The 25327-nt window shown below is 63.9% G+C and carries 20 protein-coding genes; 12 read left to right on the plus strand and 8 right to left on the minus strand.

What is annotated here, in order from left to right:
• Positions 1-1045 precede the first annotated feature (1045 nt).
• Positions 1046-1186, minus strand: a complete 141-nt coding sequence (locus tag LB536_RS23000; protein WP_181178609.1) for a hypothetical protein — start codon at positions 1184-1186, stop codon at positions 1046-1048.
• Positions 1187-1557: 371 nt separating this feature from the next.
• Here LB536_RS23000 and LB536_RS23005 point away from each other — a divergent pair, with 371 nt between their 5' ends.
• The 5 genes from LB536_RS23005 to LB536_RS23025 all read left to right on the plus strand — a co-directional run bounded on the left by LB536_RS23005 (position 1558) and on the right by LB536_RS23025 (position 6834).
• The gene (locus LB536_RS23005) at positions 1558-3129 is read left to right on the plus strand and encodes a DUF882 domain-containing protein (RefSeq protein WP_224596631.1); all 1572 of its coding nucleotides are present in this window, start codon (positions 1558-1560) and stop codon (positions 3127-3129) included.
• 132 nt (positions 3130-3261) lie between these two features.
• Positions 3262-4650, plus strand: coding sequence for a multicopper oxidase family protein (locus LB536_RS23010; protein WP_224596634.1), 1389 nt, complete (start codon positions 3262-3264; stop codon positions 4648-4650).
• A gap of 171 nt (positions 4651-4821) precedes the next feature.
• Positions 4822-6135 carry an NAD(P)H-dependent oxidoreductase gene (locus tag LB536_RS23015; RefSeq protein WP_224596637.1) on the plus strand — a complete coding sequence of 438 codons (1314 nt, stop codon included), beginning with the start codon at positions 4822-4824 and terminating at the stop codon, positions 6133-6135.
• 64 nt (positions 6136-6199) lie between these two features.
• On the plus strand, positions 6200-6442 hold the full coding sequence (locus LB536_RS23020) for a type II toxin-antitoxin system VapB family antitoxin (RefSeq protein ID WP_140758923.1): 243 nt from the start codon (positions 6200-6202) through the stop codon (positions 6440-6442).
• Positions 6442-6834, plus strand: a complete 393-nt coding sequence (locus tag LB536_RS23025; RefSeq protein ID WP_140758924.1) for a type II toxin-antitoxin system VapC family toxin — start codon at positions 6442-6444, stop codon at positions 6832-6834. Before LB536_RS23020 ends, LB536_RS23025 begins: the two co-directional genes overlap by 1 nt.
• A 13-nt stretch (positions 6835-6847) precedes the next feature.
• Here LB536_RS23025 and proC read toward each other — a convergent pair whose 3' ends face one another.
• The 3 genes from proC to LB536_RS23040 all read right to left on the minus strand — a co-directional run bounded on the left by proC (position 6848) and on the right by LB536_RS23040 (position 10021).
• Positions 6848-7663 (minus strand): pyrroline-5-carboxylate reductase, encoded by an 816-nt coding sequence (gene proC, locus LB536_RS23030; protein ID WP_224596641.1) that lies wholly within the window; start codon positions 7661-7663, stop codon positions 6848-6850.
• Positions 7664-7725: 62 nt separating this feature from the next.
• A complete protein-coding gene (locus LB536_RS23035) occupies positions 7726-9054 on the minus strand; it encodes an O-antigen ligase family protein (protein WP_224596643.1) in 1329 nt (442 codons plus the stop codon).
• Positions 9023-10021 (minus strand): glycosyltransferase family 2 protein, encoded by a 999-nt coding sequence (locus LB536_RS23040; protein WP_224596647.1) that lies wholly within the window; start codon positions 10019-10021, stop codon positions 9023-9025. Before LB536_RS23040 ends, LB536_RS23035 begins: the two co-directional genes overlap by 32 nt.
• Positions 10022-10191: 170 nt before the next feature.
• On the opposite strand from LB536_RS23040, the gene LB536_RS23045 reads away from it, so the two are divergent.
• From LB536_RS23045 to LB536_RS23055, 3 genes are read left to right on the plus strand one after another with little or no spacing between them, the layout of a single operon-like run.
• Entirely contained in the window at positions 10192-11364 is a 1173-nt protein-coding gene (locus LB536_RS23045) for a glycosyltransferase family 4 protein (protein WP_224596650.1), read from the plus strand.
• On the plus strand, positions 11361-12164 hold the full coding sequence (locus LB536_RS23050) for a WecB/TagA/CpsF family glycosyltransferase (RefSeq protein ID WP_224596654.1): 804 nt from the start codon (positions 11361-11363) through the stop codon (positions 12162-12164). Before LB536_RS23045 ends, LB536_RS23050 begins: the two co-directional genes overlap by 4 nt.
• Positions 12161-13087, plus strand: coding sequence for a DUF6492 family protein (locus LB536_RS23055; RefSeq protein ID WP_224596656.1), 927 nt, complete (start codon positions 12161-12163; stop codon positions 13085-13087). The genes LB536_RS23050 and LB536_RS23055 overlap by 4 nt, the downstream gene beginning before the upstream one ends.
• Positions 13088-13093: 6 nt before the next feature.
• Here LB536_RS23055 and LB536_RS23060 read toward each other — a convergent pair whose 3' ends face one another.
• Positions 13094-14389: a lipopolysaccharide biosynthesis protein gene (locus tag LB536_RS23060; protein WP_140812917.1), complete on the minus strand. Its 1296-nt coding sequence runs from the start codon at positions 14387-14389 to the stop codon at positions 13094-13096.
• Between the two features lie 200 nt (positions 14390-14589).
• Here LB536_RS23060 and LB536_RS23065 point away from each other — a divergent pair, with 200 nt between their 5' ends.
• From LB536_RS23065 to LB536_RS23080, 4 genes are all read left to right on the plus strand, one after another.
• Positions 14590-17190 (plus strand): GNVR domain-containing protein, encoded by a 2601-nt coding sequence (locus LB536_RS23065; protein ID WP_224596659.1) that lies wholly within the window; start codon positions 14590-14592, stop codon positions 17188-17190.
• A gap of 181 nt (positions 17191-17371) precedes the next feature.
• On the plus strand, positions 17372-18271 hold the full coding sequence (gene folD, locus LB536_RS23070) for a bifunctional methylenetetrahydrofolate dehydrogenase/methenyltetrahydrofolate cyclohydrolase FolD (protein ID WP_224596661.1): 900 nt from the start codon (positions 17372-17374) through the stop codon (positions 18269-18271).
• A gap of 28 nt (positions 18272-18299) precedes the next feature.
• On the plus strand, positions 18300-19298 hold the full coding sequence (locus LB536_RS23075; protein WP_140758972.1) for a GlxA family transcriptional regulator: 999 nt from the start codon (positions 18300-18302) through the stop codon (positions 19296-19298).
• 110 nt (positions 19299-19408) lie between these two features.
• Positions 19409-21061 carry a vWA domain-containing protein gene (locus tag LB536_RS23080; RefSeq protein ID WP_224596663.1) on the plus strand — a complete coding sequence of 551 codons (1653 nt, stop codon included), beginning with the start codon at positions 19409-19411 and terminating at the stop codon, positions 21059-21061.
• Positions 21062-21128: 67 nt separating this feature from the next.
• Here LB536_RS23080 and edd read toward each other — a convergent pair whose 3' ends face one another.
• The 3 genes from edd to zwf all read right to left on the minus strand — a co-directional run bounded on the left by edd (position 21129) and on the right by zwf (position 25196).
• Positions 21129-22952 (minus strand): phosphogluconate dehydratase, encoded by a 1824-nt coding sequence (edd, locus tag LB536_RS23085; RefSeq protein ID WP_224596666.1) that lies wholly within the window; start codon positions 22950-22952, stop codon positions 21129-21131.
• Between the two features lie 73 nt (positions 22953-23025).
• Positions 23026-23742: a 6-phosphogluconolactonase gene (gene pgl, locus LB536_RS23090; RefSeq protein WP_224596668.1), complete on the minus strand. Its 717-nt coding sequence runs from the start codon at positions 23740-23742 to the stop codon at positions 23026-23028.
• Positions 23724-25196 carry a glucose-6-phosphate dehydrogenase gene (zwf, locus tag LB536_RS23095; RefSeq protein WP_140758936.1) on the minus strand — a complete coding sequence of 491 codons (1473 nt, stop codon included), beginning with the start codon at positions 25194-25196 and terminating at the stop codon, positions 23724-23726. The genes pgl and zwf overlap by 19 nt, the downstream gene beginning before the upstream one ends.
• Positions 25197-25327 lie beyond the last annotated feature (131 nt).

The following is a 25327-nucleotide window of genomic DNA, read 5'->3' on the forward strand; positions in this document are numbered from 1 at the left end:
CTCGCTACAGCGCTACTAACGGCGCGCTCGCGAGCGGCTTCGTAACCGCCAGCTACACCACTTGATGGGACACGACCCAAAAGTCGTAACAAGAGGGCATGAATCTCGCGGCCGGACGCAATCGATACCTGCTTTTTCGGGACGGCCGCTATTAATAGCAGGATCGTCGACCAGATTGCGACGAGCCCCGTGATAGCTGCAGCGCTGATGGCGACCGGTTCGTCGGGGCACGGAGCCCGGGAGATCAACGCGCAATGTAACGTGCCGAGTTGACCTGCTGTGCGGAGATGTCAGCGGAGCCAGACATATTGACCCAATCCAAGGCACATCGGCTTTGCAGAACGCCCGTTCTCGAACACGCTCGTGACACACTTCGCCACCGGCCTATGCTCCACCTTTTACCGGTTCCTTCGTTCGTATTGATGTGTTCCCATTATATTAGCTGGACCATATATTTCTAAATCAGCCGGCGTGCCGCCCGCTCCTCAAAGCCCCGCCGGTTAGGCCCAGCGGCCTGACGCTGCCAGTCCCCCTAGCACCCACGCCGCTGGGCCGCCCGTTCACCCCGCTGATCTGATGTCTGCGGATGGCTGGTGAAACGCTATCTTGCGGTCAAGGTCCCAGCGTCGCGGCGCGGCTGGCAAAACAGCACTTTGACGATCCCGGCATCCAGCCGCTTCGACACGCCGGCTTGCCTCAACAAGGGCCCAAGCCGGTCAGGCCGACGGTCAGTCGAACACACCTCGACAGCCTGTCGGGCAGCAGCCGCTGTCAATGGCACGGCTGATATGGGTAGAACTCGCCGGGCGGAGACCCCGCCATCTGGCCCGGCGAGCCTACAACCTGATCGGATTATGCGACCAGGGCCGGGATCAACCGGCAATGTGTCATGTGCAAGAACGATACCAGCACCTTAGTGCTGAAATGGGACAGGAGAGGACCAGCGTTCAAAATGGCGCTGCTCGAAAGCCGGCTTCCAGTAGCGATTGCGTTCCCCGCTACTGTCCCTCGAAGTGCTAGAAATATCCGCGCATCGTTGGGGTTGTTACTTGCCCCGGCCGAGAATCCGGTCGGCAATGCAGTCTAACGAGAAGGCGCCGGCGCCGCGTGTCAGCACGATAAGCAACAGCGAAGACCACAGCAGGTGCTCGGCCCAGTTCTCAGCGAAATTCGATTCGTCAGGCATAGCTAATCTGTACCTATGCTAACGCAAGCTGTGCCAGAGGCAAAGGCGGACAAATCTGCTACGAGGCTGACCTACTTCAACGTTAGCGGAGTCGTCTCGGTGTCAGCAACAGTCCGATAGCATCTGCCGTTGGCGCGTTCAGCCGAAAGACAACGTGGCTTCGCCCAAAGGCGGGCGTTCGGCAATCTCCAGCCGAAACGCGTTCCCCGCATGACACGATTCGTTAACCAAGATGCTGTTCTTCGACATGACGTGTTGTGGGATGGCTGACTGTGCGCCTTGTCAAGCCGGCGCGAAGGAGAGTGCTGAAAAGAAGGCTCCGCATCCGGCGAGGACGTTGAATCGCCCGAAACAGGAACGATGTGCAAGGCATGAGTGTGATTGAAAGCCAACAGAGCGCGCCCGGCGGTTTCCGCTGGTGGACCCGGTTGCCGGCCTTCGTGGTCGCTTTCTTCTGCATGTGCATCACCGATGCGTTCGCCGAAACGCGCGCTCTGCGAATTCAGCATCTCCATACCGGCGAGAAGGCCGAGATCGTCTTCAAGCGCAACGGGCGCTACGATCAGACGGGGTTGAAGAAGATCAATTTCATGCTGCGCGACTGGCGCCGCAACGAGCCAACCAGGATGGATCCGCGCCTGCTCGACCTTGTCTGGCAGGCTTACCGCGCCAGCGGCTCGACAGCCTATATCCACGTGGTCAGCGCCTATCGCTCGCCGGCAACCAACGCGATGCTGCGCGGCCGCTCGAAAGGAGTGGCCCGGGAAAGCCAGCACATGGTCGGCCGCGCCATGGACTTCTTCCTGCCGGATGTGCCGCTGAAGAAGCTGCGCGACATCGGCCTCAAGATGCAGGGCGGCGGCGTCGGCTATTACCCGACCTCCGGTTCGCCCTTCATCCACATGGATGTCGGCAATGTGCGGCATTGGCCGGGCATCAGCCGCCAGGAACTGGCCAGGGTCTTCCCGGACGGCAATACGCTGCATGTGCCGAGCGACGGCAAGCCGCTGCCTGGCTACGAGCAGGCGTTTGCCGCCTACAAATCCCGCAAGGCCGCCGGCACGCCCAACATCGAACTTGCAAGCGCCGTCGGCGGCCAGCCCAAGCCGGCTCGCGGCCTGCTGGCGTCGCTGTTGGGTGGGCGCGGCGCGGACGAAGCGGATGATGCCGCGCAAGCCGTGCCTGCGCCACGCAAGCCGGCCAAGCCAGTTGAACTCAAACAGGCCGGACAGGGCATCGCCATCGTGGCGCCGGAGGCAGCCCGACGCACGGATATCCAGATCGCTTCCGTCGATCAGGCCGAGGAATCGCCGGCTGGACAGGGCGGCAAGACGTCTGAAGCGATCGTCATGGCGATGGCGCCCAGCGCAGTGCCGTTGCCGGCCTTCGCGCCGCGCGCCGGGTCTATGACGCAGGCCGAACTGCCGGCGGCAACCAACACCGAGATTCCCTTGAGCAAGGCCGGTGCCGCTCCCCCGATTGCTGGTCCGGACATAGTAGCGCTAAACATCCCGGTCCCGACATGGCGGCCGGAAGACCAGACGGGGCCGGCGCGTCGGCCGGAGGCGGCCAAACCCGCCGATGCAATCGGTGCCTTGCTGGCCATGCGTCACGCCGACGATGGTCTCGATCCGCTGGCCGGCCAGCGGGTTGCACTCCCCGCATCGAAGCCCGAAGATCGTGTCAGGACCAGCCCCAAGGCCGACCGTGTCCAGCGGCGTCTCGATCCCGAAGCCAGCGCCGTCATCGTGCCGCTCGAGACGGGTCGCCGCATCACCGGCGGAGCCGGGTCGAAAGCGGCAACCATCATTGCCGCCAATTTCATCCGCACGGCGCCGGAGCAGGTCTATCTCGATGGATTCCAGCCACGGCGACAGGCGTCCGATCACCGCCGCTTCACCGGCTCCGCGGTGAAATTCCTGCCCATCGCCAGCTTCAAATAAAGCTCGAAGGCATCCGTTCACTGGCACGCGAGAAGCCGACGCCCTGACCGGTGTCGTTGGCAAACGGATGCCAGTCCGGCTATTGACGGTAAAAGATGCGAATGGCAGTCAGCTTTTCCGTTGGAGCGCAACATGATCACACGCCGCAGGCTTTTGAAAACCGCCGCCAGCGCCGGCGCGAGCGGGGTTGGGCTTGCCGCGATGAGCAGGCTTGGCGGCTGGGCCGCGGCCACGCCTGAGCCGGTGGTTCTGCAGACGGCGAAAATCCGGGCGAAGCTCATGGATCTCGGCCAGACCAGGGATGTGCTGACCTACGGCAACGCCGGAATGCCTCCGGTCATCAGGATGAAAAAGGGTGAGCCCTTCGCCGCGCGCCTCGTCAACGCCATCGATGATCCGACGACCATCCACTGGCATGGCATTCGCCTGCCGAACAAGATGGATGGCGTGCCCTTCCTGGTGCAGCCCTATGTCTACACCGGTGACCATTTCGACTATGCCTTCACGCCGCCCGACGCGGGCACCTTCTGGTACCACCCGCATTGCAACACGCTGGAGCAGATGGGGCACGGCCTGACCGGCGTGATCGTGGTCGAAAACCCGAACGATCCGAAATTCGACGCCGAATTTGTCCTCAATCTGCGCGACTGGCGCCTTGGCGACGACGCTCAGTTCATCGACCAGTTCCGGCCGCGCGATGCCGCCAGGACCGGCACCTACGGCACGGTGCGCACCGCGAACTGGCTCGATCAGCCGCAATATGACGCGCCGGCCGGCGGGCTGGTGCGGCTGCGCGTTGCAATCACCGATGTCACCCGAATCTACGCCTTTCGCGTCGACGGCGCCGAAGCTGATGTCATCGCGCTGGACGGCAACCCGGTGCCGCATCGTTTTGCACCCGATGCCCTATTGCTGGGGCCGGGGCAACGCATGGAACTCGTCATCCGCATGCCCGATGAAGAGGGCGCGATCGTCAGCCTGCGGGACGTCAGGGGCACCAAGCCCAAGGTGCTCGCGACGCTGCGCGCGACGGGCAACTCGCTCGAGCGGGATAGTCGCGATCTTGCACCGCTGGAGGCCAATCCGGTGGCCGAGGTCGATCTCACCGCCGCCCAGCATATTTCGCTGGCGCTGAGCGCCACGGCGGAGAACGTCCCGAGCGACAGCATCTGCGGCTCGCTCGGCTACAGTTTCTGGGCGATCAACAAAGTGCCATGGCCGGGCGATACGCCCGATCCGACAGCGCCTTTGGCCGAATTGAAGCTCGGCAAGAGCTACATCATCGACATGGAGAACCTAACGCCGCAATCGCATCCGATGCATTTGCACGGCATGAGCTTCAAGGTGCTGTCGTCCTCGACGCGTCCGGTGCAGCCGCTGATTTCGGACACTTATCTCATCCAACCCAATGAAAAGGTGAGCCTGGGCTTCGTCGCCGACAATCCCGGCGACTGGCTACTGCACTGCCACATCATCGAGCACCAGAAATCAGGCATGACGAGCTACGTCAGGGTGGTCTGAAGCCGTCACGACAATGTCAATTGGCAACCCTTTGGGCCAATAATTTGCGGCGAACGCGCTTTCTTCCTGGCGATTCCGTTGGAAATCGCCGGTCGCGGCCGGTTTCGTTGGCACAGGGGAACCGTCCCTGCTAATCCAGCCCCAAATCAAGAATCTGTGGACATCCCCTGCATGACCAATGTCGCCTTGACGGGACTTGCCCGCGATCTCGCCAGACGCGCCGCCGAGGGCCGCCCGGTGCGCGTCGGTGTCATCGGCTCCGGCGAAATGGGCACCGACCTCGTCACGCAAGGTATGCTGATGCCGGGCATCGCGGTCTGCGCCGTCTCGACCCGTCGTCCGCACACCGCGCGTGACGCCATCCGCATCGCCTATGGCGACGAGGCGATGGCGGTCGAAGCCGACACCGCGTCGAAAGTCACCGGTGCCATCGAGGGCGGGAGGATCGCCATCACCTCCAATGAGATGCTGGTCACCAATCCACGGATCGACGTCGTCATCGACGCCACGGGAAAACCTGGCGTCGCCGCCGACTTCGATCTGATGGCGATGGAGCACGGCAAGCATCTGGTGATGATGAATGTCGAGGCCGACGTCACCATCGGGTGCTATCTCAAACAGCAGGCCGACCGGCTTGGCGTCGTCTATTCGGTCGGCGCCGGCGATGAGCCGTCGAGCTGCATGGAGCTGATCGAGTTCGCGTCCGCACTCGGCCTGACCATCGTCTCGGCCGGCAAGGGCAAGAACAATCCGCTCAACCATGATGCCGTGCCCGACGACTATCGCGACGAAGCGATCCGCCGCAACATGAACCCGCGGATGCTAGTCGAGTTCGTCGACGGCTCCAAGACCATGGTCGAGATGTGCGCCATCGCCAACGCCACCGGGCTGGTGCCCGACGTGCCGGGCATGCATGGTCCCAAGGCCGACCGCGACGACCTCGTCAAGGTGCTGATCCCGCGCGAGGATGGTGGCCTCCTGCTGAAGAAGGGCGTCGTCGACTACACCGTCGGCAAGGGTGTGGCGCCTGGTGTCTTCGTCATCGTCGAGGCGACGCATCCGCGCATCATCGAGCGCATGGACGACCTGCATATCGGCCACGGCCCTTATTACAGCCTGTTCCGGCCCTACCATCTGACGTCGCTGGAAGTGCCGCTGACAGCGGCCCGCATCGTGCTGTTCGGCAAGCCCGACATGGTGCCGCTGCCGAAGCCGGTCGCTGAGGTCTGCGCCGTCGCCAAGCGGGATCTCGCCGCCGGCGAGACCTTCGATGCGATCGGCGAAACCTGCTACCGTTCCTGGACGATGACTGTCGAAGAGGCTCGCACCCGGCGCGCCGTCCCGGTCGGCCTGCTCGAGGGTGGCAAGGTGCTGAAACTGGTCAGGAAAGGCGAGTTGCTGACCGCCGACAATGCGGCGCCCGACCAGACGACCAGGCTGTTCGCGCTGCGCCGGCTACAGGATGAGATGCTGTACGGAAAATAGTGCTCGTGGCGCGGTCATGACAAATGCACTATATTGTAATGGCAATGTCGCTGAGGATCGACCAATGAACCTCCAGATCAGAGACCCGCGTGCACGCGAACTGGCACAGCGGTTGGCCGCCAAACGCAAGATTTCGATGACCGAAGCGGTTATCGAAGCGCTTGAGTCTGAATTGAAACGGGAAAGCGGACACATCCCCCTGGCGAAGCGGCTGGCTGCCATCGCGGATGAACTTAAAGCCAAGGCCGGCCCCGGCGGCCGACCTGTGAGCAAGGATGAAATCGACGACATGTGGGGACATCCCTGATGTTCGTTGACACCTCCGTAATCGTCGCAATTCTTTCGGGAGAAGGGGATGCCGGCGAGTGGAGCGATCGGATGGCGGCTGCACCTCACAAGATTACGTCCGCGCTGGTTGTGCTCGAAGCGTCGATGCGGCTTTCTACGATGCTTGCTGTCGAACCGGTGGTCGCGGAAATGGCGATAGAGGCGCTGCTGAGCGAGGCCGAAATCGAAATTGTGCCGATCGACGCCGGCGATGCCAAACTGGCGATCCAGGCGTTTTCGGATTATGGAAAGGGACGTGGGCATCCCGCGCAGCTCAATCTTGCCGATTGCCTGTCCTACGCTTGCGCAAAGAGCCACGGCTCCGCGTTGCTCTACAAAGGCAACGACTTTTCGCACACGGATCTCGCCTAGCGAGATGTCCGCTCTACTTCCCTAGTTCGATCGACCTTAGCCGCGCCGCTTCCACTGCTTGCGTGAGCAGGTTGGTCAGCCGGTCTTCACCCATCAGCACGCCAAGCGCGGCTGCCGTCGTGCCGTTGGGGCTGGTCACCTGCTGACGCAGCACACCTGGGTCCTCGCGGCTTTCGGCGGCGAGCGATGCGGCGCCGTAGACGGTCTGCATGGCGAGCAGCCTGGCGGTTGCCGTTGGCAAGCCGGCCTTTTCGGCAGCCACGGTCAGCGCCTCGATGAAATGGAAGATGTAGGCCGGACCCGATCCGGACACGGCGGTCACCGCATCCATCAGGCTCTCGTCATCGATGGTGGCCACTTCGCCGCTGGCCGACAAGAGGTCGGCGACGAAGCGCTTGGCGTCGTCGGAAACCAGGGGATTGGAAAACACCACCATCATGCCCTTGCCGATCGCCGCGGGCGTGTTGGGCATGCAGCGCACGATAGGCGCGCGGTTGCCGAGGATTTCCTCGAAGGTGGCGGAGGGCGTGCCGGCGGCAATGCTGACGAAAGTAGTGCGGCCGTCGCCGAAGCGCTTGTAGGCGGCGGTGACGTCACGGATCACCTGCGGCTTCACGGCGATGACGACGAGTTCAGGTACGGCATCCGCCGGAATGGCACCGGCTTCCGCCGCCGTGCCGCAGCCGAGCGCGGCGGCCCGATTGCGCAAATCGGCATTGGGCTCGACCACGAAAACGGTCGACGGTGCAAGCTTGCCGGACTTCAGCCAGCCGGCGAGCATGGCGTAACCCATATTGCCGCAGCCGGCGAGAACAAGCCTGATCGTCATCGAGAGCCCTCCGAGGAGAAAGGCCATGACATAGACGCTCGCGGGTCGGTGGGAAAGCCCTCTCAGGAGCGCTGGACGGGCATGCGCACCGCGATCGGCCGCAGCGACACTTGCCTGAGGCCCAGCACGCCAAGCACGAAGAACAGCCAGACCGGATCGCCACGATGGAAGAAGAAGCTCTCGAGGAATGCGTTGAGTGCGGTGAACAGCACCACCATCATGAAGAAATCACCGAGATAGATGTTCTCCTTGCGCAGCGGAATGCGCATGTAGTCGCGCAACGGTGCGATGAGGAAAGTGTAGACCGCCACGCAAAGAGCAGGGATGCCCATCAGCACGGCGATGTCGAGATAGCCGTCATGACCGTGCACGATGGTCCTGATGTCCCACGGGCGATCGAAGGGCTGATCCTGGTTGAGCAGCAGCGGCGTGCCCCAGAAGCTCTCATAGCCGTAGCCGGTCCACGGCTTCTTCGCCAGCATCGAGCCGGCGAACTCCCACAGCGTCGTGCGGCCGGTATAGGTCAGATCGGGGAAGTAGATCGCCGCCAGGTGCTTCACCGGCGTCAGGAAGACGATGCCCAGCGTGCCGACCGCCGTGGCGATGATCGCCAGCGTAAACAGGATCGGCGTACCGAGCCGCATGCCCATCAGGCTCGGAAACATCACGATCAGGATCGAGAACGGCACCAGCCCGGCGGTGGTCTTGGAGCCGGTGTGCAGCATGAAGATCATCGCCGCGCAGAAGATACCCGCGCCCCACCAGCGTTGCCCGCGCCGATAGAGATAAAGGCCGGCGAAACTGAAGCAGGCCATGATTGGTCCGGCGATGTTCTTGTGGGTGAACACGCCGCGCCACAGGCCGGCATGTTCGGGCTCCTGCGAGTCGGCCGTGTGCATCGCCTCGTGCGGAAAGACGATGAGGCCGAGATAGGACAGCCCCATCACAACGACGGCGGTGAAGATGATGACCCTCGAGAAAGACTCGGCGTCGCGCGGCAGCGCCAGGATCGTTGCCATCGTCAGGATGCCGATCATGGTGAAGGACGCCGCGCGCATCGCCGACGGCGGGTCGGTTGCCAGCACCACCGACAGGAAGAAGAAGCCCAGCATCAGTATCCAGGAAGGGCTGAGCAGCGAGCGCACGACACGCGGATCGGCGAAGGCCATCAGCGAGAAGATCGAAACCGCGCCGAGCGAACCGAAGCCGAGCTGATTGACGATGTCGCCGCCTTCGCCGGAGAGTTCGGCGCCGGCCGGCTGGAACGGGCGGAAGGACACCATGATGACGGTGAACAGCAGGGCGGCGATCGCGGTCGCCACGCCCCCGCGCGTGAACGCGGCGCTGAGCGGGGCGCGCTCAGTTTTTCTCAGGCTGGCGGTATTGCTCATTGGCATATCCGAATTCGGCCAGCACACGGCCGAGCGCCACATGGACGGGATAGATGGCGATCGCCGGCGATCCCGTGCGCGCCAGCCGAATCACGCCGCGAAGCGGCGAGGCGGCAAGCAAGGCCAGGCTCTTGGCGAACACCTTGGCACCGGCGAAGGGGGTGCCGGCGCGCTTCTTCTTTTCCACCAGCGTCGAGATGACACCGTTGCGCAGGCTGCGGGCACGGATCCAGTCGGTCTCGAGGCGCCGGGCCGGAACGGTCTCACGCACCTTGGCTTCTGCACACCAGCCCAACACGAAGCCCCGTTGTGCCGACCGGCTGAGAAAATCGGCGTCGCCGCCGCCCATGAAATTGAATCTGAGATCGAGGAAGGGCGGCCCCATCGCGGTCAACACGTGGCGCCCGACCAGAAGATTGCCGGACGAATAGAGCGCGGGCACCCGTCCCGTCTCCCGGTAGGGGGGCGCGAAAACAGGATGCTCGGCCCATGTCGCATGGGTGGGATCGGCAAAGACGGGCACCTGCGGGCCGCCGACGATATCGGCGCCGAGCGTTTCTGCCGCGCGGCACATCCGCTCCAGCCATTGCGCATCGGCGATCTCGTCGTCGTCGATGACCAGCAGGTGCCTGAAGTTCGGGAAATGCAGAATCGCCGTCTGCCAGCCGGCATTATAGGCACTGCAATTGCCGCGTTCATGCGCGATGACGACCATGCCTGGTATCTCGCCGCGCTCGAACAGCGGCAGCACCGCTTTGGCGCCTTCACGTGCCCCCGCCTCGTTTTCCATGACGATGACGGCAAAGCACCTGCCGGTTTGCTGCTGGCGCAGCGATGCAAGCGTCTCCAGCACCTGTTCGGGTCGCTTGAAGGTCGGCAAGGTGACGATCGCTTCGACCGCCTCCACCTTGAGCCTGGGAGACCGTCCCGCGATCGATACCGAACTGTCCAATGGCAAAGGGATCATCCGTATCCAGCCGCGCCGTGAGTCGCGTTCTGATAGCACCACGATGATAAGGTTTCGTTAATCACCTTGCACGGAGAAGCCCGCCGCGCATGGGCTTTGGGGCGTCGATCGTGCTCGTTTAATCAAGGGTTCACCGCGCTTTGCTACCGGCTACACCACAGGATAGTGAGATGCATCTGCTGTTCGCCACATCGATCGTGCCCGACGGTGCTCTCGCCTCGGGTTACGAGATCGCCAATGCCGCGATCATCGCCGCCTTGCGGCGCGCCGGCGCGCGCGTGACGGTCATCGGCTTCACCTGGCCCGGGAAAGCCGCGGTAGATCCCGAAAATACGGTGGTGCTTGGTGCGATCGACGTGCGCACCGAAAGTGCTTCGCCGCTGCAGAAGCTCGCCTGGGTCTGCAAGGCGATGGTTTCGGGCCTCACCTTCGCGTCGGTCAAGTTGCGTGCGGTGTCCGACCACGATGTTCAGGCCGCTATCGAACGAGCCGGTCCGTTCGATGGCTATGTGCTGAATTCGGTGCAGTTCGCCGGCGCTTTCGAAAGGCTGTTCGAAGACCGGCCTTCGATCTTCGTCGCGCACAATGTCGAGCATCTCTCGGCGCGGGAGAACGCCGCTGCCGTCGGTGGCATTTTCCAGCGCCTGCTGTTCCGGCGCGAGGCGAGGCTGCTCAAGCTGGTCGAAGAGCGCCTCTGCCGCGGCGCGCGCTTTGTCTTCGCGCTGGCCGAGGAGGATCGCGTGGCACTCGGTGTCGCCTCGGATGATCGCTCGGCGGTGCTGCCGCTGGTAACCGGCGCCACGGCGCCAGCCCGGAAAGGCCGGCGCCCGATCGACTGCGACGCGGCCCTGATCGGCACCTGGACCTGGCAGCCGAACCGCATCGGCCTCGACTGGTTCCTGGGCAAGGTGGTGCCGCATCTGCCGCCTGGTTTCCGAATCCGCATCGCGGGCCACATGCCTTCCGGCGTCACCTCGACGCATCCGGGCGTCCAATTTGTCGGCCGCGTTCCGGATGCCCAGGCTTTCGTCTGTGGCGCGGCCGTCATCCCGCTGATCAGCACCGCAGGCAGCGGCGTGCAGTTGAAGACCATCGAGACCTTCGAGCTTGGCCTGCCCTCGGTCGCCACCAGCCGCTCATTGCGCGGCATCGACCACCGGCCTGCCAATTGCGTGGTCACCGACGATCCGGCCAGCTTCGCCCAAGCCCTGCAGGCTGCCGCGGCCAATATCCACGATATCGATGGCAGCACCTTCCATCGCCAGCAGGTCAAGGCACTCGACGTCGCGATTCGTGTAGGTCTCGAAAAGATAGGGGCCGTCAGGCAGGAGGTGTTTGCATGAACATGCACGCCCGCGCCGCGTTCGGACTCGACAGTCTGAAAATGATCCTCGGCATCCCGGTGCTCGGGATCCGCTGGGACGATGCAATTGCTCTGCTGAACCGATTGATCGCCGAGCGGCGCTTCACCAAGGTCAGCTTCCTCAACGCTCACAATGCCAACATCGCCTATACCGACCCGGTCTTCGCCGAGGCGCTCGACGATTTCCTCATCCTGCCAGACGGCATCGGCGTCGATCTCGCCGCGAAGCTTCTCTACGGCGCGCCGTTTCCCGACAATCTCAACGGCACCGATTTCGTGCCGGCCTTTCTGCAGGCTTCCAAGAGGCCGCTGACCGTGGGGCTGCTCGGTGCGACCCGTGTCAACGCCGAGGCGGCGTCGGTGAAGCTGGCGGCGCTTGCGGTGCAGCACAACTTCGTGGTCATTCACGATGGCTATTTCTCCGCCGCGCAGGAGCCGGAGATCATTGGCCGGATTGCAAAACTACGGCCTGACATGCTGCTCGTCGCGATGGGGGTGCCGCGCCAGGAGCTGTGGATTGAACGCCACATCGACGAACGCCATTGCACGTTGCCGGTCGCTGTCGGCGCGTTGCTCGATTTCCTGAGCGGCTCGGTGCCGCGCGCGCCGCTATGGATGCGCCGCCTGAGGCTGGAGTGGCTTTTCAGGCTGGCGATCGAGCCCGGCCGGCTCTGGCGCCGCTACGTGGTCGGCAATCCCCTGTTCCTGTGGCGGGTCGTCAAGCAGAAATGGTCGCGCGGCGCCGAGGCCATCGGAGATGCTCCCGGAGAGTTTCGTTGAACAAGCGCTTCGTCCCAGATCCGCTGGCCGGCCCGGGCCTGTTGCCGAAGATGCCGACGGCAGCGATTGTGACGGCAAGCTATGCCCCTGACTTCGAGCGCTGCCGCCTGCTGTGTGAAACGCTTGACCGCCATGTCTCGGGTGCCGCGCACCACTACATTCTGGTCGAACATCGCGACCTCGCGCTCTTCCGTCAATTGGGGACCAGCCGCCGCTCGATCGTCGATGAGCGGGATCTCCTGCCGGGCTGGCTGCGCGCCTTCGACGATCCGCTCAGCCTGTTTCGCCGCCGCGTCTGGCTCAGCATGAAGACCCAGCCGCTGCGCGGCTGGCATGTGCAGCAACTGCGCCGCATCGCCATATCGGCGCACGCCAGCGAAGACGTGCTGGTCTTCTGCGATTCCGACGTCGCTTTCCTGAAGGCGTTCGATTGCGGTGCCTTCTGGCGCGATGGCAGGGCGCGCTTGTTCCGCCGCGATGGCGTGCTCGCCGGTGACGGCCATGACAATCATCGCGTGTGGTCGCGCAATGCCGGCGCCACACTCGGCATCGACCCGTCCCGGACATCGGTCCATGATTATATCTCGACGCTGATCGCCTGGCGCCGTGACACGGTGCTTGCCATGTGCGGCCGAATCGAAAAGGTCCATGGCCGCGACTGGGTCGAGGTGATCGGTTCGGCGCGCAAATTCTCCGAATGCATGATCTACGGCCGCTATGTCGATGATCTGCTGGACGGAGCCGGCCACTTCCACGGTTCGGAAGAATTCTGCCGTGTCCATTGGACGGGGGAGGCGCTGTCGGACGACGAGTTCCGCCGCTTCGTCGCCAGCATGGCGCCGGAGCAGGTGGCGATCGGCATGCAGTCCTTTATCGGCACCGACATCGGCCGCATCCGACGCCTGATCGGGCTTGATCGCTGACTTGTTCTAGATTGCCTTCGCCGGCCTGCGCAGCGCCGAATAGGTCAGCAGCATCGACGCGAGATAGAGCAGCAGGAAGACGATGTTGAGTGACACCACCAGATTCGATGTATCGGAAATGGTGGTCAGAACATAGGTCAGCAGCAGTGCCTTGAGGGCGGCGAGCAGGCCGAGGTTGAGCGCCCGCACCAGCGTCTGGCCGCGCGCGAAGAGAAGCTCGGCCTGGTATTCGACCAGATTGCGCAGTCCAGGTACGCAGATCGCCAGCGCCACCAGGGGGGCGGCCTCGGAGACATTCCTGCCGAGCGCGTTGGGGAAGAAATGCAGCACGATGCCAAGCGCCGCCAGCGCCAGCGTCGAGACCGCGAACACACCGCCCTCGATGCCGCTCTTGACCGCCAGCCGTGCGAGGAGTTCGGGCGCGCGCATCATGCGCTGCACGAGCATCATCGAGAAGGTGCGGATGGGAATCGCCGTCAAGTCGACAAGGCGCATGATGATGGCATAGATGCCGGCCAGATGCGGTCCGCCGATCGCCAGCACCAGCAGCTTGTCGAACTCCATCTGCAGGTAGAACAGCACCTCCGCGCCGGCCACATAGATGGAATCGGCGAGCCGCCGCAGATAGAGCTCGATGCGCAGCCGCAGCCGCTGACGCGGATAAAACCAGCCGAAAGCCAAAAGCAGCGAGGCTGCGTTGGCGCCGATGTAGAACCAAGACCAAACCCAGATGCTGTGCTGTGCGGAAAACATGAACAACACCGCGCCAAGTGCCCGCAATGCGGTGGCCAGGATCGCAAGAACCGCGGCTCGGCCGAATTTACCCAGCCCGTTGTTGACGATCAGTGCCACTTCCACCGGCCGCCACAGCAGCGCCTCGGCAAAGACGATCGCCGTGAATACCGACAGCGGCACGGTGCCGGCAAAGAAGATCAGGTAGACGCCGAACGAGGCGGCGGCCAAAAGCGGCAGCGAGGCGGCGCCGAGCACCAGGAAGCCGGCGGTGAAGGTGCCGATCAGATTGGGCCGGATGGTGGCCGTGCGATAGAGCGCCGAAATGAAACCGAGGGCAAGAATCCGCGACAGCATGACACCGGCCGCCGAGGCGGTGGCGAACATGCCGAATTCGGCGATCGAGAGCGTATTGGCGAGCGCGATGAAATAGGCGAGTGAAAACACCAGTCGCCCGCCAGCACCGCTGATCGCCGAAAAATAGTCGCGCACCAGCCCCCGTCGTTCGGCCATGAAGGTGCCGATCCGCGCGAAGGTCCGCCTTTGCGGTATGTCTCTGGCCTCAGTCATACGTCAAGGAAATGCATAGGCCGGAAAGTTTAACGTGCCGTTTTGAAGCCTTCAGATGTGTTGAAAGTTCTTGCAACCATGGCGTGAATTCCTGCCGTCGTCTTCCAGAAATTAACCTTTTGTTTCCTATGCCTGTTTAGCGTGGCTTAACGAATGGCCGACCGCCGCTTCCAAGCGGCCAAGAGTAAAGCTCCACGATAATGGTCGACAGGGAAAACCGTGAGGACTGGAAGCGCGAGCGCTCCTTGCTGGCGCTTGGCCAGGCCGTGCGTGGCGAGGACGACGCTTCGCTTGTGTCGATAGGGGACCGCGCGGACCCCTCGTGGCGTGAGGATGCCGCCACGCGACATCGTCTGGCCCGTTCCCGGCGCGAGACGAAGGCGAGCCCGCCGCCCGCCGGTGACGCTGCGCGGACCCCGCCTGACGAGGAGCCGCCGTTTGAAGCCGACGACGCCTGGCGTTCGCGGGGGGAAACCGGCACTGGCCATTTGCCACCCGACATGTCGCGCGCAAGGCCGACGCCGGAAGAACCTTCAGGGACGGGTCGCGCTCATGATGCAATCGAATCCCGCGCCACGAACGGAGCCGATACGTCCTCCGATGGCGGTGCGGACAGCCAGCAATGGAAACCGCTGATCGATCCGATGCTGGTCGTTCGCGGCGTTGCCAGGTCGAAGCTGCTGATCGTTGCGACCACGATACTGGGCGCCGGGCTCGGCATTGCCATCGCCCTGTCGATGCCCAAGAAATACGAAGCCACCGCCGAATTGGTCATCGAACCGGGAGACCTGAAGCTCTCGGATCGGGATCTCACCCAGCCGGTGGGGCAACCCGATGCCGCGCTGGCTGTCGTCGAGACCCGGATCAAGATGCTCACCTCGGGGACCGTACTCGACCAGGTCGTCAAGGATCTCAATCTCGTCAACGATCCGGAGTTCAATGGTCAGGGCTCCGGCGGCCTCGGCGTCATGTCGCTCATACGCTCGATTCTGTTGCGCCAGGACGGGTCGGTCGGTGCCGACGAGGTCCGCCGCCAGGCGTTGGCTGTCGGCAATCTGGCCGAGCGGTTGTCAGTGGAGCGTGCAGGCAAGACCTTTGCCGTCGCCGTCAGCGCCACCACCGAGGATGCCGCGAAATCGGCGCGCATCGCCAACACGACGACCAGCGTCTTCCAGCAGATGACGGCCAAGTACCAGTCGGACATGGCCGGACGCGCGACGAGCGAACTGACATCCAAGCTCGACGGGTTGCGCAAGAGCGTCGAGGAGGCCGAGCGCAAAGTTGAGGATTTCAGGGCCACGCATGATCTTGTCGACGCGCAGGGCCATCTGATCAGCGACGATCAGATGCTGAAGCTCAACGAGCAGCTCTCCGTCGCCCGGGCCCGCACACTGGAACTGAATGCGCGCGCAGCCTCGGCGCGTTCGGTGGACGTCAATTCGATTCTGACCGGCACTTTGCCGGAAGAGATCAACTCCAACACCATGAGCGATCTGCGCTCGCAATATGCGACGCTGAAGCAGGAAGCCGATCGTGCCGCGGTTCGGCTGGGGCCGCGCCATCCCGAACTCCAGGCTCTCGACGCCCAGATTGCCGGCGCGCGCGAGCGCATAGCGGCTGAACTGCGCCGCATCGCGTCTTCGCTGCAGGTCGACCTCAAGCGTGCTGTCCAGCTCGAACAGGACCTTGCGTCCCGACTGGCTCAGGCCAAGGTGCAAAGCGGCGACGTCAACAGCGACCTGGTTGCCCTGCGGGAACTGGAGCGGGATGCCACCGCCAAGCGGTCGGTCTACGAACAATATCTGCTGCGCGCCAAGGAGACCGGCGAACAGGAAAAGATCAACACCGCCAACATCAATGTGATGACCCCCGCTCAGCCTCCGCTCGAGGCAACAGGACCGTCGCGGGCGCTGGTGGCATTGGCCGGCCTTCTGCTTGGCCTTGCCGCCGGTATTGGCCTCGGCGCCTTGCGCGGGACCTATGACAGCCTGCGCGAGACGGCAACCTCGCGCTCCCGCCGCGAGCGCAAGCTGAACGAGCGCAAGGTGGACGAACGCAAGCTAGATCAACGCAGGGCGCCTCTTGAGGAGCAGTCGTTTCGAGCGGAGCCTCCGCCCGAGCCGCCAATGCCGGCAGCGCCCGTACCACCGCCCCCAGCACCGCCGCCGGTCACGCAGAACGAGGCCGCTCCCGCCGAAAGCTCCGGGAGGATCGGCGCACTCATGGCGAGACTGCGCAAGGCCATGTCCCGGAAATCCTCGGCCGAAGCCGACGACGACATCTCCAGCGAGTTCGCCTTACCCGCCTTTGCCGACAACGGCCGGCCGGCCAATGCTCCGACATTTCCTGGCTATCCGGAGTCCGGTTTCGGGCCTCGGCCGGCGGCCGGCCTGGATTATTCGCAGCCGCCTTTCCAGCCAGGCCCCGATGCCGGGTATGGACGGCAGATGGGGTCGCCCTCACGCTCGCCTCGGATGCCGCAACAGCCAACGTATCCGGCTCCGCCCTTGCCGTCCTCTCCCTATGCGCAGCCGTTGGGCTATCCCGGGCAGCCTCGGTCGCAGACGGGCCATTCCTATATGCAAGCCGAGGCGGGGCCATATGCGGCGCAGATGCCGTATCCGCCGCCACCCGCTCCGACGCAGTCGTTGGCCCATCCAGCCGCCCCGCATGCGCGGCCGCTTCCGGTCGAGGAGGGTGGCGAACAATCATCGGTCGAAGAGATTCGCGCCAGCCTGCGCGAATTTCGCGAAGCGGTCCGCGAACTCACGGAAAGCCGCACCCGCCGCCGCTACTTCTGAGCTACCAGATAGGTTGCGGAGGCCGAACAAAACCGTGCCGGTTTCGCGTAAACGGCATGGGAAGGCGCTTTGACGGGATTGCGGGCTTGTATTTTCGTGACAATGCCGCGCTGCAGATCGCCGGCGCCGCTGTATTGTGTTTTTCCGAAGGCGGCAGGCGGAACGAAATTGAGGGTGGTTCATGGCCGAAGTGATTGACGGAAAGAGCGTCGCCGAAGACGTGGTGCGGATGGTCAAGGCGCTGACCGCCGAGCTGGTCGCCAAGGGCAAGGCCAAGCCGGGTCTGGCCGTGGTCATCGTCGGCGAGGATCCGGCGAGCCAGGTCTATGTCGCCTCCAAATCCCGCACCGCAAAGGAATGCGGCTTTCATTCGCTTCAGCACACGCTGCCGGCCGAGACGTCCGAGGCGGCACTGCTCAAGCTCATCGCCGAGCTCAACGCCGACCCGGCCATCAATGGCATCCTGGTCCAGCTTCCTCTGCCCGCCCATGTCGATGCCGGCAAGATCATCCAGGCCATCGCGCCGCAGAAAGATGTCGACGGCTTCCATTTCATCAATGTCGGCAAGCTCGGCACCGGCGAACTCGACACGGCCTTCGTTCCCTGCACGCCCGCCGGCTCGATGCTCCTGATCGAGCGCGTGCGCGGCAAGGACCTGTCCGGCCTCAACGCCGTCGTCGTCGGCCGCTCCAACATCGTCGGCAAGCCGATGGCCAACCTGCTGCTTGCCGCCAACTGCACCGTCACCATCGCCCACAGCCGCACCAAGGACCTGCCGGCGCTTGCCCGCACGGCCGACATCCTTGTCGCCGCCGTCGGCAGGCCGGAGATGATCAGGGGCGATTGGGTCAAGTCCGGCGCCACCGTCATTGATGTCGGCATCAACCGCATTCCCGCCCCCGAGAAGGGCGAGGGCAAGTCGCGTCTCGTCGGCGATGTCGCCTATGCCGAAGCGGCCAAGGCGGCGGGCGCGATTACCCCGGTGCCCGGCGGTGTCGGGCCGATGACCATTGCCATGTTGATGGCCAATACGTTAGCTTCGGCCTACCTTGCGGCCGGATTGAAGCGGCCTTCCTTCTGAGCCCGGGTTGACCCTGAAAGCCGCAGCTTTGCCGAATCCCTCTGTTTCCCCGGAACGGCCGGTCACGAATGATCCCGTTCAAGGCGGCCGGCAGTTCGCTTTCCTGCTGGTCGACAAGTTTTCCATGTTCTCCTTGGCCGCCGCGATCGACACGTTCCGGTCGGCGAACCGCCTGCTTGGCCGCGATTTCTACGGCTGGACAACGGTCTCCGCCGATGGCGATCCGGTGATGGCCTCCAACGGCCTGCCGCTCAAGATCGACTACGCCGTCGCCGACCTGCCGCCTGTCGACATACTCTTCGTCTCGGTCGGCCTGACCACCGAATTTCCCGGCAAGAGCAAGGTTCTGGCGGCGTTGCGCAGCTGGGGCCGGCGCGGCAACGCGCTTGGTGCCTTGTCGGTCGGATCCTACCTGCTGGCCGAGGCCGGCCAGCTCGAAGGCTATCGCTGCACCATCCATTGGGAAAACCGCGCCGGCTTCGTCGAGCGCTTTCCCGACATCAACTGCACGGGCAATGTCTTCGAGATCGACCGCAAACGCTACACCTGCGCCGGCGGCACCACCTCTATCGATCTGATGCTGGAGATCGTGCGTGGCGATTTCGGCTCCAACCTCGCCAATGGCGTCGCCAACCAGTTCCAGCACGAGCGCATCCGCTCCGCCGGGGACCGCCAGCGCGTCGGACCGGAACGCGACTTGACCGGCAAGTCGGAGAAGCTCAGGCGCATCGTCGAATTGATGGCCGATCATCTCGACGAGCCGCTGTCGGCGGTACAGCTCGCCAAGTCCGCAGGCCTTTCGGTGCGCCAGGTGGAGCGGCTGTTCCTGCGCCATCTCAACGTCACGCCCGGGCGCTACTACATGCGGCTGCGGCTGGAGCGGGCGCGCGAATTGCTGCGTCAGACCAACATGCCGATCCTCGACGTGGCGATAGCGACGGGCTTCACCTCGCATTCCTATTTTGCCCAGAGCTATCGGCTGCAGTTTGGCCGCCCGCCTTCGGAAGAGCGCCGCACGACCTACTGAATTGGTACGCGGGAGCCTATGCGAGCTTCGTTGACAGCGGTGGGTTGTGTCCCGGCACGCGCTCAAATAGCTTCAGCCGGCGGACGAGGGGGCTAACTCAGGAGATTTCGATGGCGGGACTTGCACGGAGCGTCGCTGCGGCGATCCTCCTTTTGTCGATGACGACATTCGGCTTTGCCGCCAACAAGGTCATCATCATCCTCGACGCGTCGGGATCGATGTGGGCGCAGATCGATGGCAAGCCCAAGCTGGAAATCGCCCGTGAATCGCTGAGGACCGTGCTTCAATCGGTTCCCGCGGACGACGAGATCGGCTTCATGGCCTATGGCCATCGCGAGAAAGGCAGCTGCGAGGATATCCAGCTCATCGTGCCGCCTCAGGCAGGCTCGGCAAGCGCCATCTCGGCAGCGGCCGACAGTATGAAATTCCTCGGCAAGACGCCGCTGACGGCAGCCGTCAAGCAGGCGGCCGAAGCGCTGAGATACACCGAGGACAAGGCGACCGTCGTCCTCATCACCGATGGGCTCGAAACCTGCGGCGGCGACCCTTGTGCGCTTGGCAAGGAACTCGAAGCCTCCGGCGTCGATTTCACCGCCGACGTCGTCGGCTTCGGGCTGACCGCCGACGAAGGCAAGCAGATCGCCTGCCTCGCCGAGAACACCGGCGGCAAGTACATTCAGGCTTCCGACGAGAAGGCGCTGCAGGAAGCGCTGGTCGAGACCGTCGCGGCGTCGGCACCGGCGCCCGATCCGGCACCGGCCCCCGCTCCGGACCCGGCAAAGTCCGAGTTCAATTTCATGCCGACCGTGGTGCTGGCCGAGGGCGGCGATCCAGTCACCGACGGGAATGCCTGGGAAGTCTACAAGGCCAAATCGGACGGCACGCGCGGCGACAACATCACCACCGAATACGGCGAGTACAAAGCCACTCTGGAACCGGGCGACTACATCATCGTCGCGCGCGACGGCGAGGCCAAGGTGGAGCAGAAGGTCAAGATCGAGGCAGGCCAGGTCTACAGGCCGCTGTTCACCTTGAATGCGGGCACGCTGATCCTGCATCCGCGCCCCAGCCAAGGTGCCGATGTGGCCAGCGGGGCGGCTGTCGTGATCGCCTATCCCGGCGTCGACAACCCCCCGACCTATTATGGAGACACGAAAGTCGTCTTGCCGGCCGGCGACGAGAAAGTGACCGTCACGATCGGGCAGGGCGTGGTCACCGAAACGATTCCGCTCGCTGCCGGCAGGGTGATCGACAAGGACATCATCGTCGGCGTCGGCCATATCGTTGCCAACGCCTATTATGCGGCCGGCGGCGACAAGGCCGATGGTTCAGGCATCGGCTTCAAGGTGCTCAAGGCCAAGAAGAAGATCGATGGCACCCGCGACGAGGTCACGTATGCCTATGGCCCCGACAGCAAGTTCGACCTGCCGCCCGATGACTATGTGTTGATCGCGACGGTTGACCTCGCGGTCGTGGAACAGCCTTTCAGCGTCAAGGTCGGCGAGTTCCAGGACCTCAAGGCCACCATGAATGCCGGCGTGCTGGCGATCACGGCGCCCGGCACCTCCAAGATCGAGATTTTCGAGACGAAGAAGGACATCAATGGCAATCGCAAGTCGATCGGCTACGCCTATGACGAGAAGTATCAGGCCGCGATAGCGGCGGGCGACTACGCGGTGATCTCGGAGAAGGCGGACAACAGCAAGAAGGAAGGCACCGTGACCGTGAAGGCTGGAGAGCGGGTTGAACTGACGGTGCAATAAGGATTGCGATTTCGACCAGCAAAAAGGGCGGCCACGAGCCGCCCTTTTTCATGCCGCACAGAATGCCTCAGGCGGTTCCAAAGGCGCCGGCGCCGTGGTCGGCGCGGCCCACCAATTGGCGGAAACCGGCGAACAGCTCGCGGCCGAAGCCGAACTCGTTGCCGATCAGGTCGGCTTCGGCCGTGCGGCGCAGCGCGAATTCCGTCCCTGGCACCAGCACCTCCAGCGTGCCGGCATCGGCGTCGAGGCGGATGATGTCGCCGTCATGGATTCGCGCGATCGGCCCTTCCTCGACCGCTTCCGGCGTGACATGGATCGCCGCCGGCACCTTGCCGGAGGCGCCCGACATGCGCCCGTCCGTGACCAGCGCGACACGTTGGCCGCGGTCCTGCAGGATGCCGAGCACGGTGGTCAGCTTGTGCAGTTCCGGCATGCCGCTGGCCTTCGGCCCCTGGAAGCGGATGACGGCGATGAAATCACCGGTGAGCGTACCGGCCTTGAAAGCGTCGTTCAGCCCCTGCTGGCTATCGAACACCTTGGCCGGCGCCTCGATGACGCGTCGCTCCGGCTTGACGGCCGAAGTCTTGATAACGGCATGGCCAAGATTGCCTGAAAGCACCTTGAGGCCACCGGTCGGCTGGAACGCCTTGTTGAACGGCGCCAGCACCTTTTCGTCGCCGCTGTCACGAGGCGATGCCTCGCGCACCACGCTGCCGTCGGCGCCGAGCTTTGCCTCGACCGCGTAGGGCCGCAGGCCCTCGCCCCACACCGTCTGCACATCCTCGTGCAGGATGCCTTCGTCGAGCAGTTCGCGGATCAGGAAGCCGAGCCCGCCCGCCGCGTGGAAATGGTTCACGTCGGCAAGGCCGTTCGGATAGACGCGCGCGAGCAGCGGCACCGCTTCCGAGAGATCGGAAATATCCTGCCAGGTCAGCGCAATGCCGGCGGCAGCCGCCATGGCGATCAGGTGGATGGTGTGGTTGGTCGAGCCGCCGGTTGCATGCAGGCCGACGACGCCGTTGACGAACGAGCGTTCGTCAATCATCCGCCCGACCGGCGTATAGGCATTGCCCAGCGCGGTGATCGCCAGCGCCCGCTTCGTCGCTTCGCGGGTCAAGGCATCGCGCAACGGCGTGCCTGGATTGACGAAGGACGCGCCCGGCGTGTGCAGGCCCATCATCTCCATCAGCATCTGGTTGGAATTGGCCGTGCCGTAGAAGGTGCAGGTGCCTGGCCCATGGTATGACTTGGACTCGGCTTCCAAGAGTTCGGCGCGACCTGCCTTGCCCTCGGCATAGAGCTGGCGGACCTTGGCCTTCTCATCGTTGGGCAGGCCTGTCGTCATCGGGCCGGCCGGAATGAACACCGCCGGCAGATGGCCGAAGGTCAGTGCGGCGATCACCAGTCCCGGCACGATCTTGTCACAGACGCCGAGATAGACGGCGGCGTCGAACATGTTGTGCGACAGGCCGATCGCGGCTGCCATGGCGATCACGTCGCGCGAGAACAGCGACAGCTCCATGCCGGGCTGGCCTTGTGTCACGCCATCGCACATCGCCGGCACGCCGCCGGCGACCTGGGCGATGCCGCCGGCCTCGTGCGCGGCCTGCTTGATCAGGGCCGGGAAGGTCTCGAAGGGCTGATGCGCCGACAGCATGTCGTTGTAGGAGGTGATGATGCCGAGATTGGGCACCTTGTCGGCGCCGAGCGCCAGCTTTTCCGAGGGGCTGCACACCGCGAACCCGTGGGCAAGATTGCCGCAGGACAGCACCGACCGGTTGGCGGTCTGGTTCGACGCTTCGGCGATACGGCTGAGGTAACGCTCACGGCCCGGTTTGGAGCGCTGGCGTATCCGCTCGGTGATGGCTTCGATATCGCGTCTTGCAGTCATGGCATCAGGTCCTTTCAGCCGAGGTCCCGGAAACATCCTCCCGCCGTTGCCGGGACCATTTGTAAACTTGAAATCAGGACGCCCAGAAAACCTCCACGGGCTTGGGCGATGCGTCGAGCACGGCGCGGATCGGCTTACGCGGTCCGGGCGCGATAGCGTTGTCGAAGGCGACGCGCTTGTCCTCACCCTCTATGTGCAAGGCGAGGAAACCCGCGTCGATGATGCGGGCGAGCGTCAGGGTCAGCCGCGGCTCGCCGGCGCTTTTGGCATGAACGGGCAGGATGATCCGGCCGGAGGCCGGGTCGAGCAGCTTCGGCAGATCATCGGCGTCGGGAAAGAACGAGGCGGTGTGGCCGTCTGGTCCCATGCCGAGCACCGCGACATCGAGCGGCCAGGGCAGGGATCGCAGTGCCGCATCGTCGGAAGCCGCGGCATCCTCGATGCCGATGGCATCATGATAGAGCGGCACGAAACGGGCCGCCTTGGCCGCGTTCTGCAGCAGGTTTGCTGCCAGCAGCCCGGCATTGGATCGCGGCGAGGAGGCCGGCACGAAGCGTTCGTCGACCAGCGTCACGATCACCTTGTCCCAAGCGATCGGCGCCGCCGAGAGCGCGGCGAAGAACTTTGCCGGCGTCGTGCCGCCGGAGACAGCCAGCAACGCCACCCCGCGCCGGTCGATCGCCTTCGTCAGGCGGTCGGCGACGCGGCCAGCCAGCGCCGAGGCCAGCTGCGGACGGTCGGCAAAGGCATTCCAGTTGTAGCCGGCGCTGTTCAATTGCTCTCGTGCCATGTCCGCCCGTCACGTTCGATCAGCGCTATCGATGCCGACGGCCCCCATGTGCCTGCCGTATAGCCCTGTGCTTCCTGCTTGGCGCCTTCCCAGGCATTCTGGATCGGGTCGATCCACTTCCAGGCGGCTTCCACCTCGTCGCGACGCATGAACAGGGTCTGGTTGCCACGGATGACATCCATGATCAGCCGTTCATAGGCGTCGGGCGCGCGGCCGTCGAAAGACTGCGCGAAACTCATGTCGAGCGAGATCTGACGCAGCCGCATGCCGCCGGGGCCCGGATCCTTGATCATGATGTACTGCTTGACGCCTTCGTCCGGCTGCAGCCGGATGACCAGTTGGTTGGCGAAGATCGGCCCCGCGCCGCTGTCGCCGAAGATCGAATGCGGGATCGGCTTGAACTCGATGACGATTTCCGAAACCCGGGTCGTCAGCCGCTTCCCGGTCCTGAGATAAAACGGAACACCTGCCCAGCGCCAGGTACCGATCTCGGCCTTGATGGCGACGAAGGTCTCGGTGTTGCTGTCCTTGCCGAGCTCCTCGACATAACCTTTCACCGGTCCGCCAGCCGACGCGCCGGCGCGATACTGGCCACGCACGGTGTGCTTGGGCGCTTCGTTGCCGTTGATGCGCTTCAGCGCCCGCAGCACCTTCAGCTTCTCGTCGCGCACGGCGTCGGCGTCCATCGACGACGGCGCTTCCATGGCGACGAGGCAAAGCAGCTGCAGCATATGGTTCTGCACCATGTCGCGCAGCGCGCCGGCCTTGTCGTAATAGGTGACGCGATCTTCCAGGCCGACGGTCTCGGCGACGGTGATCTGCACGTGGTCGATATGGGCGGAGTTCCACAGCGGCTCGTAGAGCGCATTGGCAAAGCGCAGCGCCATCAGATTCTGCACCGTCTCCTTGCCGAGATAATGATCGATGCGGAAAATCTGGCTTTCGTGGAAGTCGTCGCCGACCAGGTCGTTGAGCGCCTGCGCCGAGGCGAGGTCGCGGCCGATCGGCTTCTCCAGCACGATGCGCGAATTCGGCGTGATCAGATTGTGCTCTTTGAGCTTGTGCGAGATATCGCCGAACAGTGCCGGCGCCACGGCCAGGTAGAAGGCGCGGATGTGATCGCTTTCGCCGATCGCCTTCTTCAGCTTGTCGAAGCCGGCGCCGCTCGTCGCATCGGCCGGGACGTAGGAAAGCCGCGCCAGGAAGGTCTTCAACTCCTTGGCATCGATGTCGGCCGGCTTGACATGGTCCGAAATCGCCTGCCTGGCGAAGGCCTGGAATTCCTCGTCGCTCATTTTCGAGCGCGACGTGCCGATGATGCGCGTCGGCTCGGAGAATTGATGGTCGCGCTGGCGGTAGTAGAGCGACGGCAGCAGCTTGCGCTCCGACAGGTCGCCGGTGCCGCCGAAGATGATGAAGTCGAAGGGGTCGACGGGGATGATCTGGCTGGTCATGGTCTGTCCGCTCTGACGCCGGTCGCGAGTACGCGGCTGATATATTCTAATCGATTTAAATTTTCCAGTGCCATGGTGTCACATCGAGGACCAATCGCTTGATATTGATTGGGTCCACCCGTGCGCTTGAC

This window comes from Mesorhizobium sp. ES1-3, from assembly GCF_020164795.1.
Taxonomy (GTDB): domain Bacteria; phylum Pseudomonadota; class Alphaproteobacteria; order Rhizobiales; family Rhizobiaceae; genus Mesorhizobium.

Coding starts and splice junctions, on each gene's coding strand:
- LB536_RS23000 (WP_181178609.1), bottom strand. CDS start 1,186: ATGCCTGACGAATCGAATTTCGCTGAGAACTGGGCCGAGCACCTGCTG.
- LB536_RS23005 (WP_224596631.1), top strand. CDS start 1,558: ATGAGTGTGATTGAAAGCCAACAGAGCGCGCCCGGCGGTTTCCGCTGG.
- LB536_RS23010 (WP_224596634.1), top strand. CDS start 3,262: ATGATCACACGCCGCAGGCTTTTGAAAACCGCCGCCAGCGCCGGCGCG.
- LB536_RS23015 (WP_224596637.1), top strand. CDS start 4,822: ATGACCAATGTCGCCTTGACGGGACTTGCCCGCGATCTCGCCAGACGC.
- LB536_RS23020 (WP_140758923.1), top strand. CDS start 6,200: ATGAACCTCCAGATCAGAGACCCGCGTGCACGCGAACTGGCACAGCGG.
- LB536_RS23025 (WP_140758924.1), top strand. CDS start 6,442: ATGTTCGTTGACACCTCCGTAATCGTCGCAATTCTTTCGGGAGAAGGG.
- proC (WP_224596641.1), bottom strand. CDS start 7,663: ATGACGATCAGGCTTGTTCTCGCCGGCTGCGGCAATATGGGTTACGCC.
- LB536_RS23035 (WP_224596643.1), bottom strand. CDS start 9,054: ATGAGCAATACCGCCAGCCTGAGAAAAACTGAGCGCGCCCCGCTCAGC.
- LB536_RS23040 (WP_224596647.1), bottom strand. CDS start 10,021: ATGATCCCTTTGCCATTGGACAGTTCGGTATCGATCGCGGGACGGTCT.
- LB536_RS23045 (WP_224596650.1), top strand. CDS start 10,192: ATGCATCTGCTGTTCGCCACATCGATCGTGCCCGACGGTGCTCTCGCC.
- LB536_RS23050 (WP_224596654.1), top strand. CDS start 11,361: ATGAACATGCACGCCCGCGCCGCGTTCGGACTCGACAGTCTGAAAATG.
- LB536_RS23060 (WP_140812917.1), bottom strand. CDS start 14,389: ATGACTGAGGCCAGAGACATACCGCAAAGGCGGACCTTCGCGCGGATC.
- LB536_RS23065 (WP_224596659.1), top strand. CDS start 14,590: ATGGTCGACAGGGAAAACCGTGAGGACTGGAAGCGCGAGCGCTCCTTG.
- folD (WP_224596661.1), top strand. CDS start 17,372: ATGGCCGAAGTGATTGACGGAAAGAGCGTCGCCGAAGACGTGGTGCGG.
- LB536_RS23080 (WP_224596663.1), top strand. CDS start 19,409: ATGGCGGGACTTGCACGGAGCGTCGCTGCGGCGATCCTCCTTTTGTCG.
- edd (WP_224596666.1), bottom strand. CDS start 22,952: ATGACTGCAAGACGCGATATCGAAGCCATCACCGAGCGGATACGCCAG.
- pgl (WP_224596668.1), bottom strand. CDS start 23,742: ATGGCACGAGAGCAATTGAACAGCGCCGGCTACAACTGGAATGCCTTT.
- zwf (WP_140758936.1), bottom strand. CDS start 25,196: ATGACCAGCCAGATCATCCCCGTCGACCCCTTCGACTTCATCATCTTC.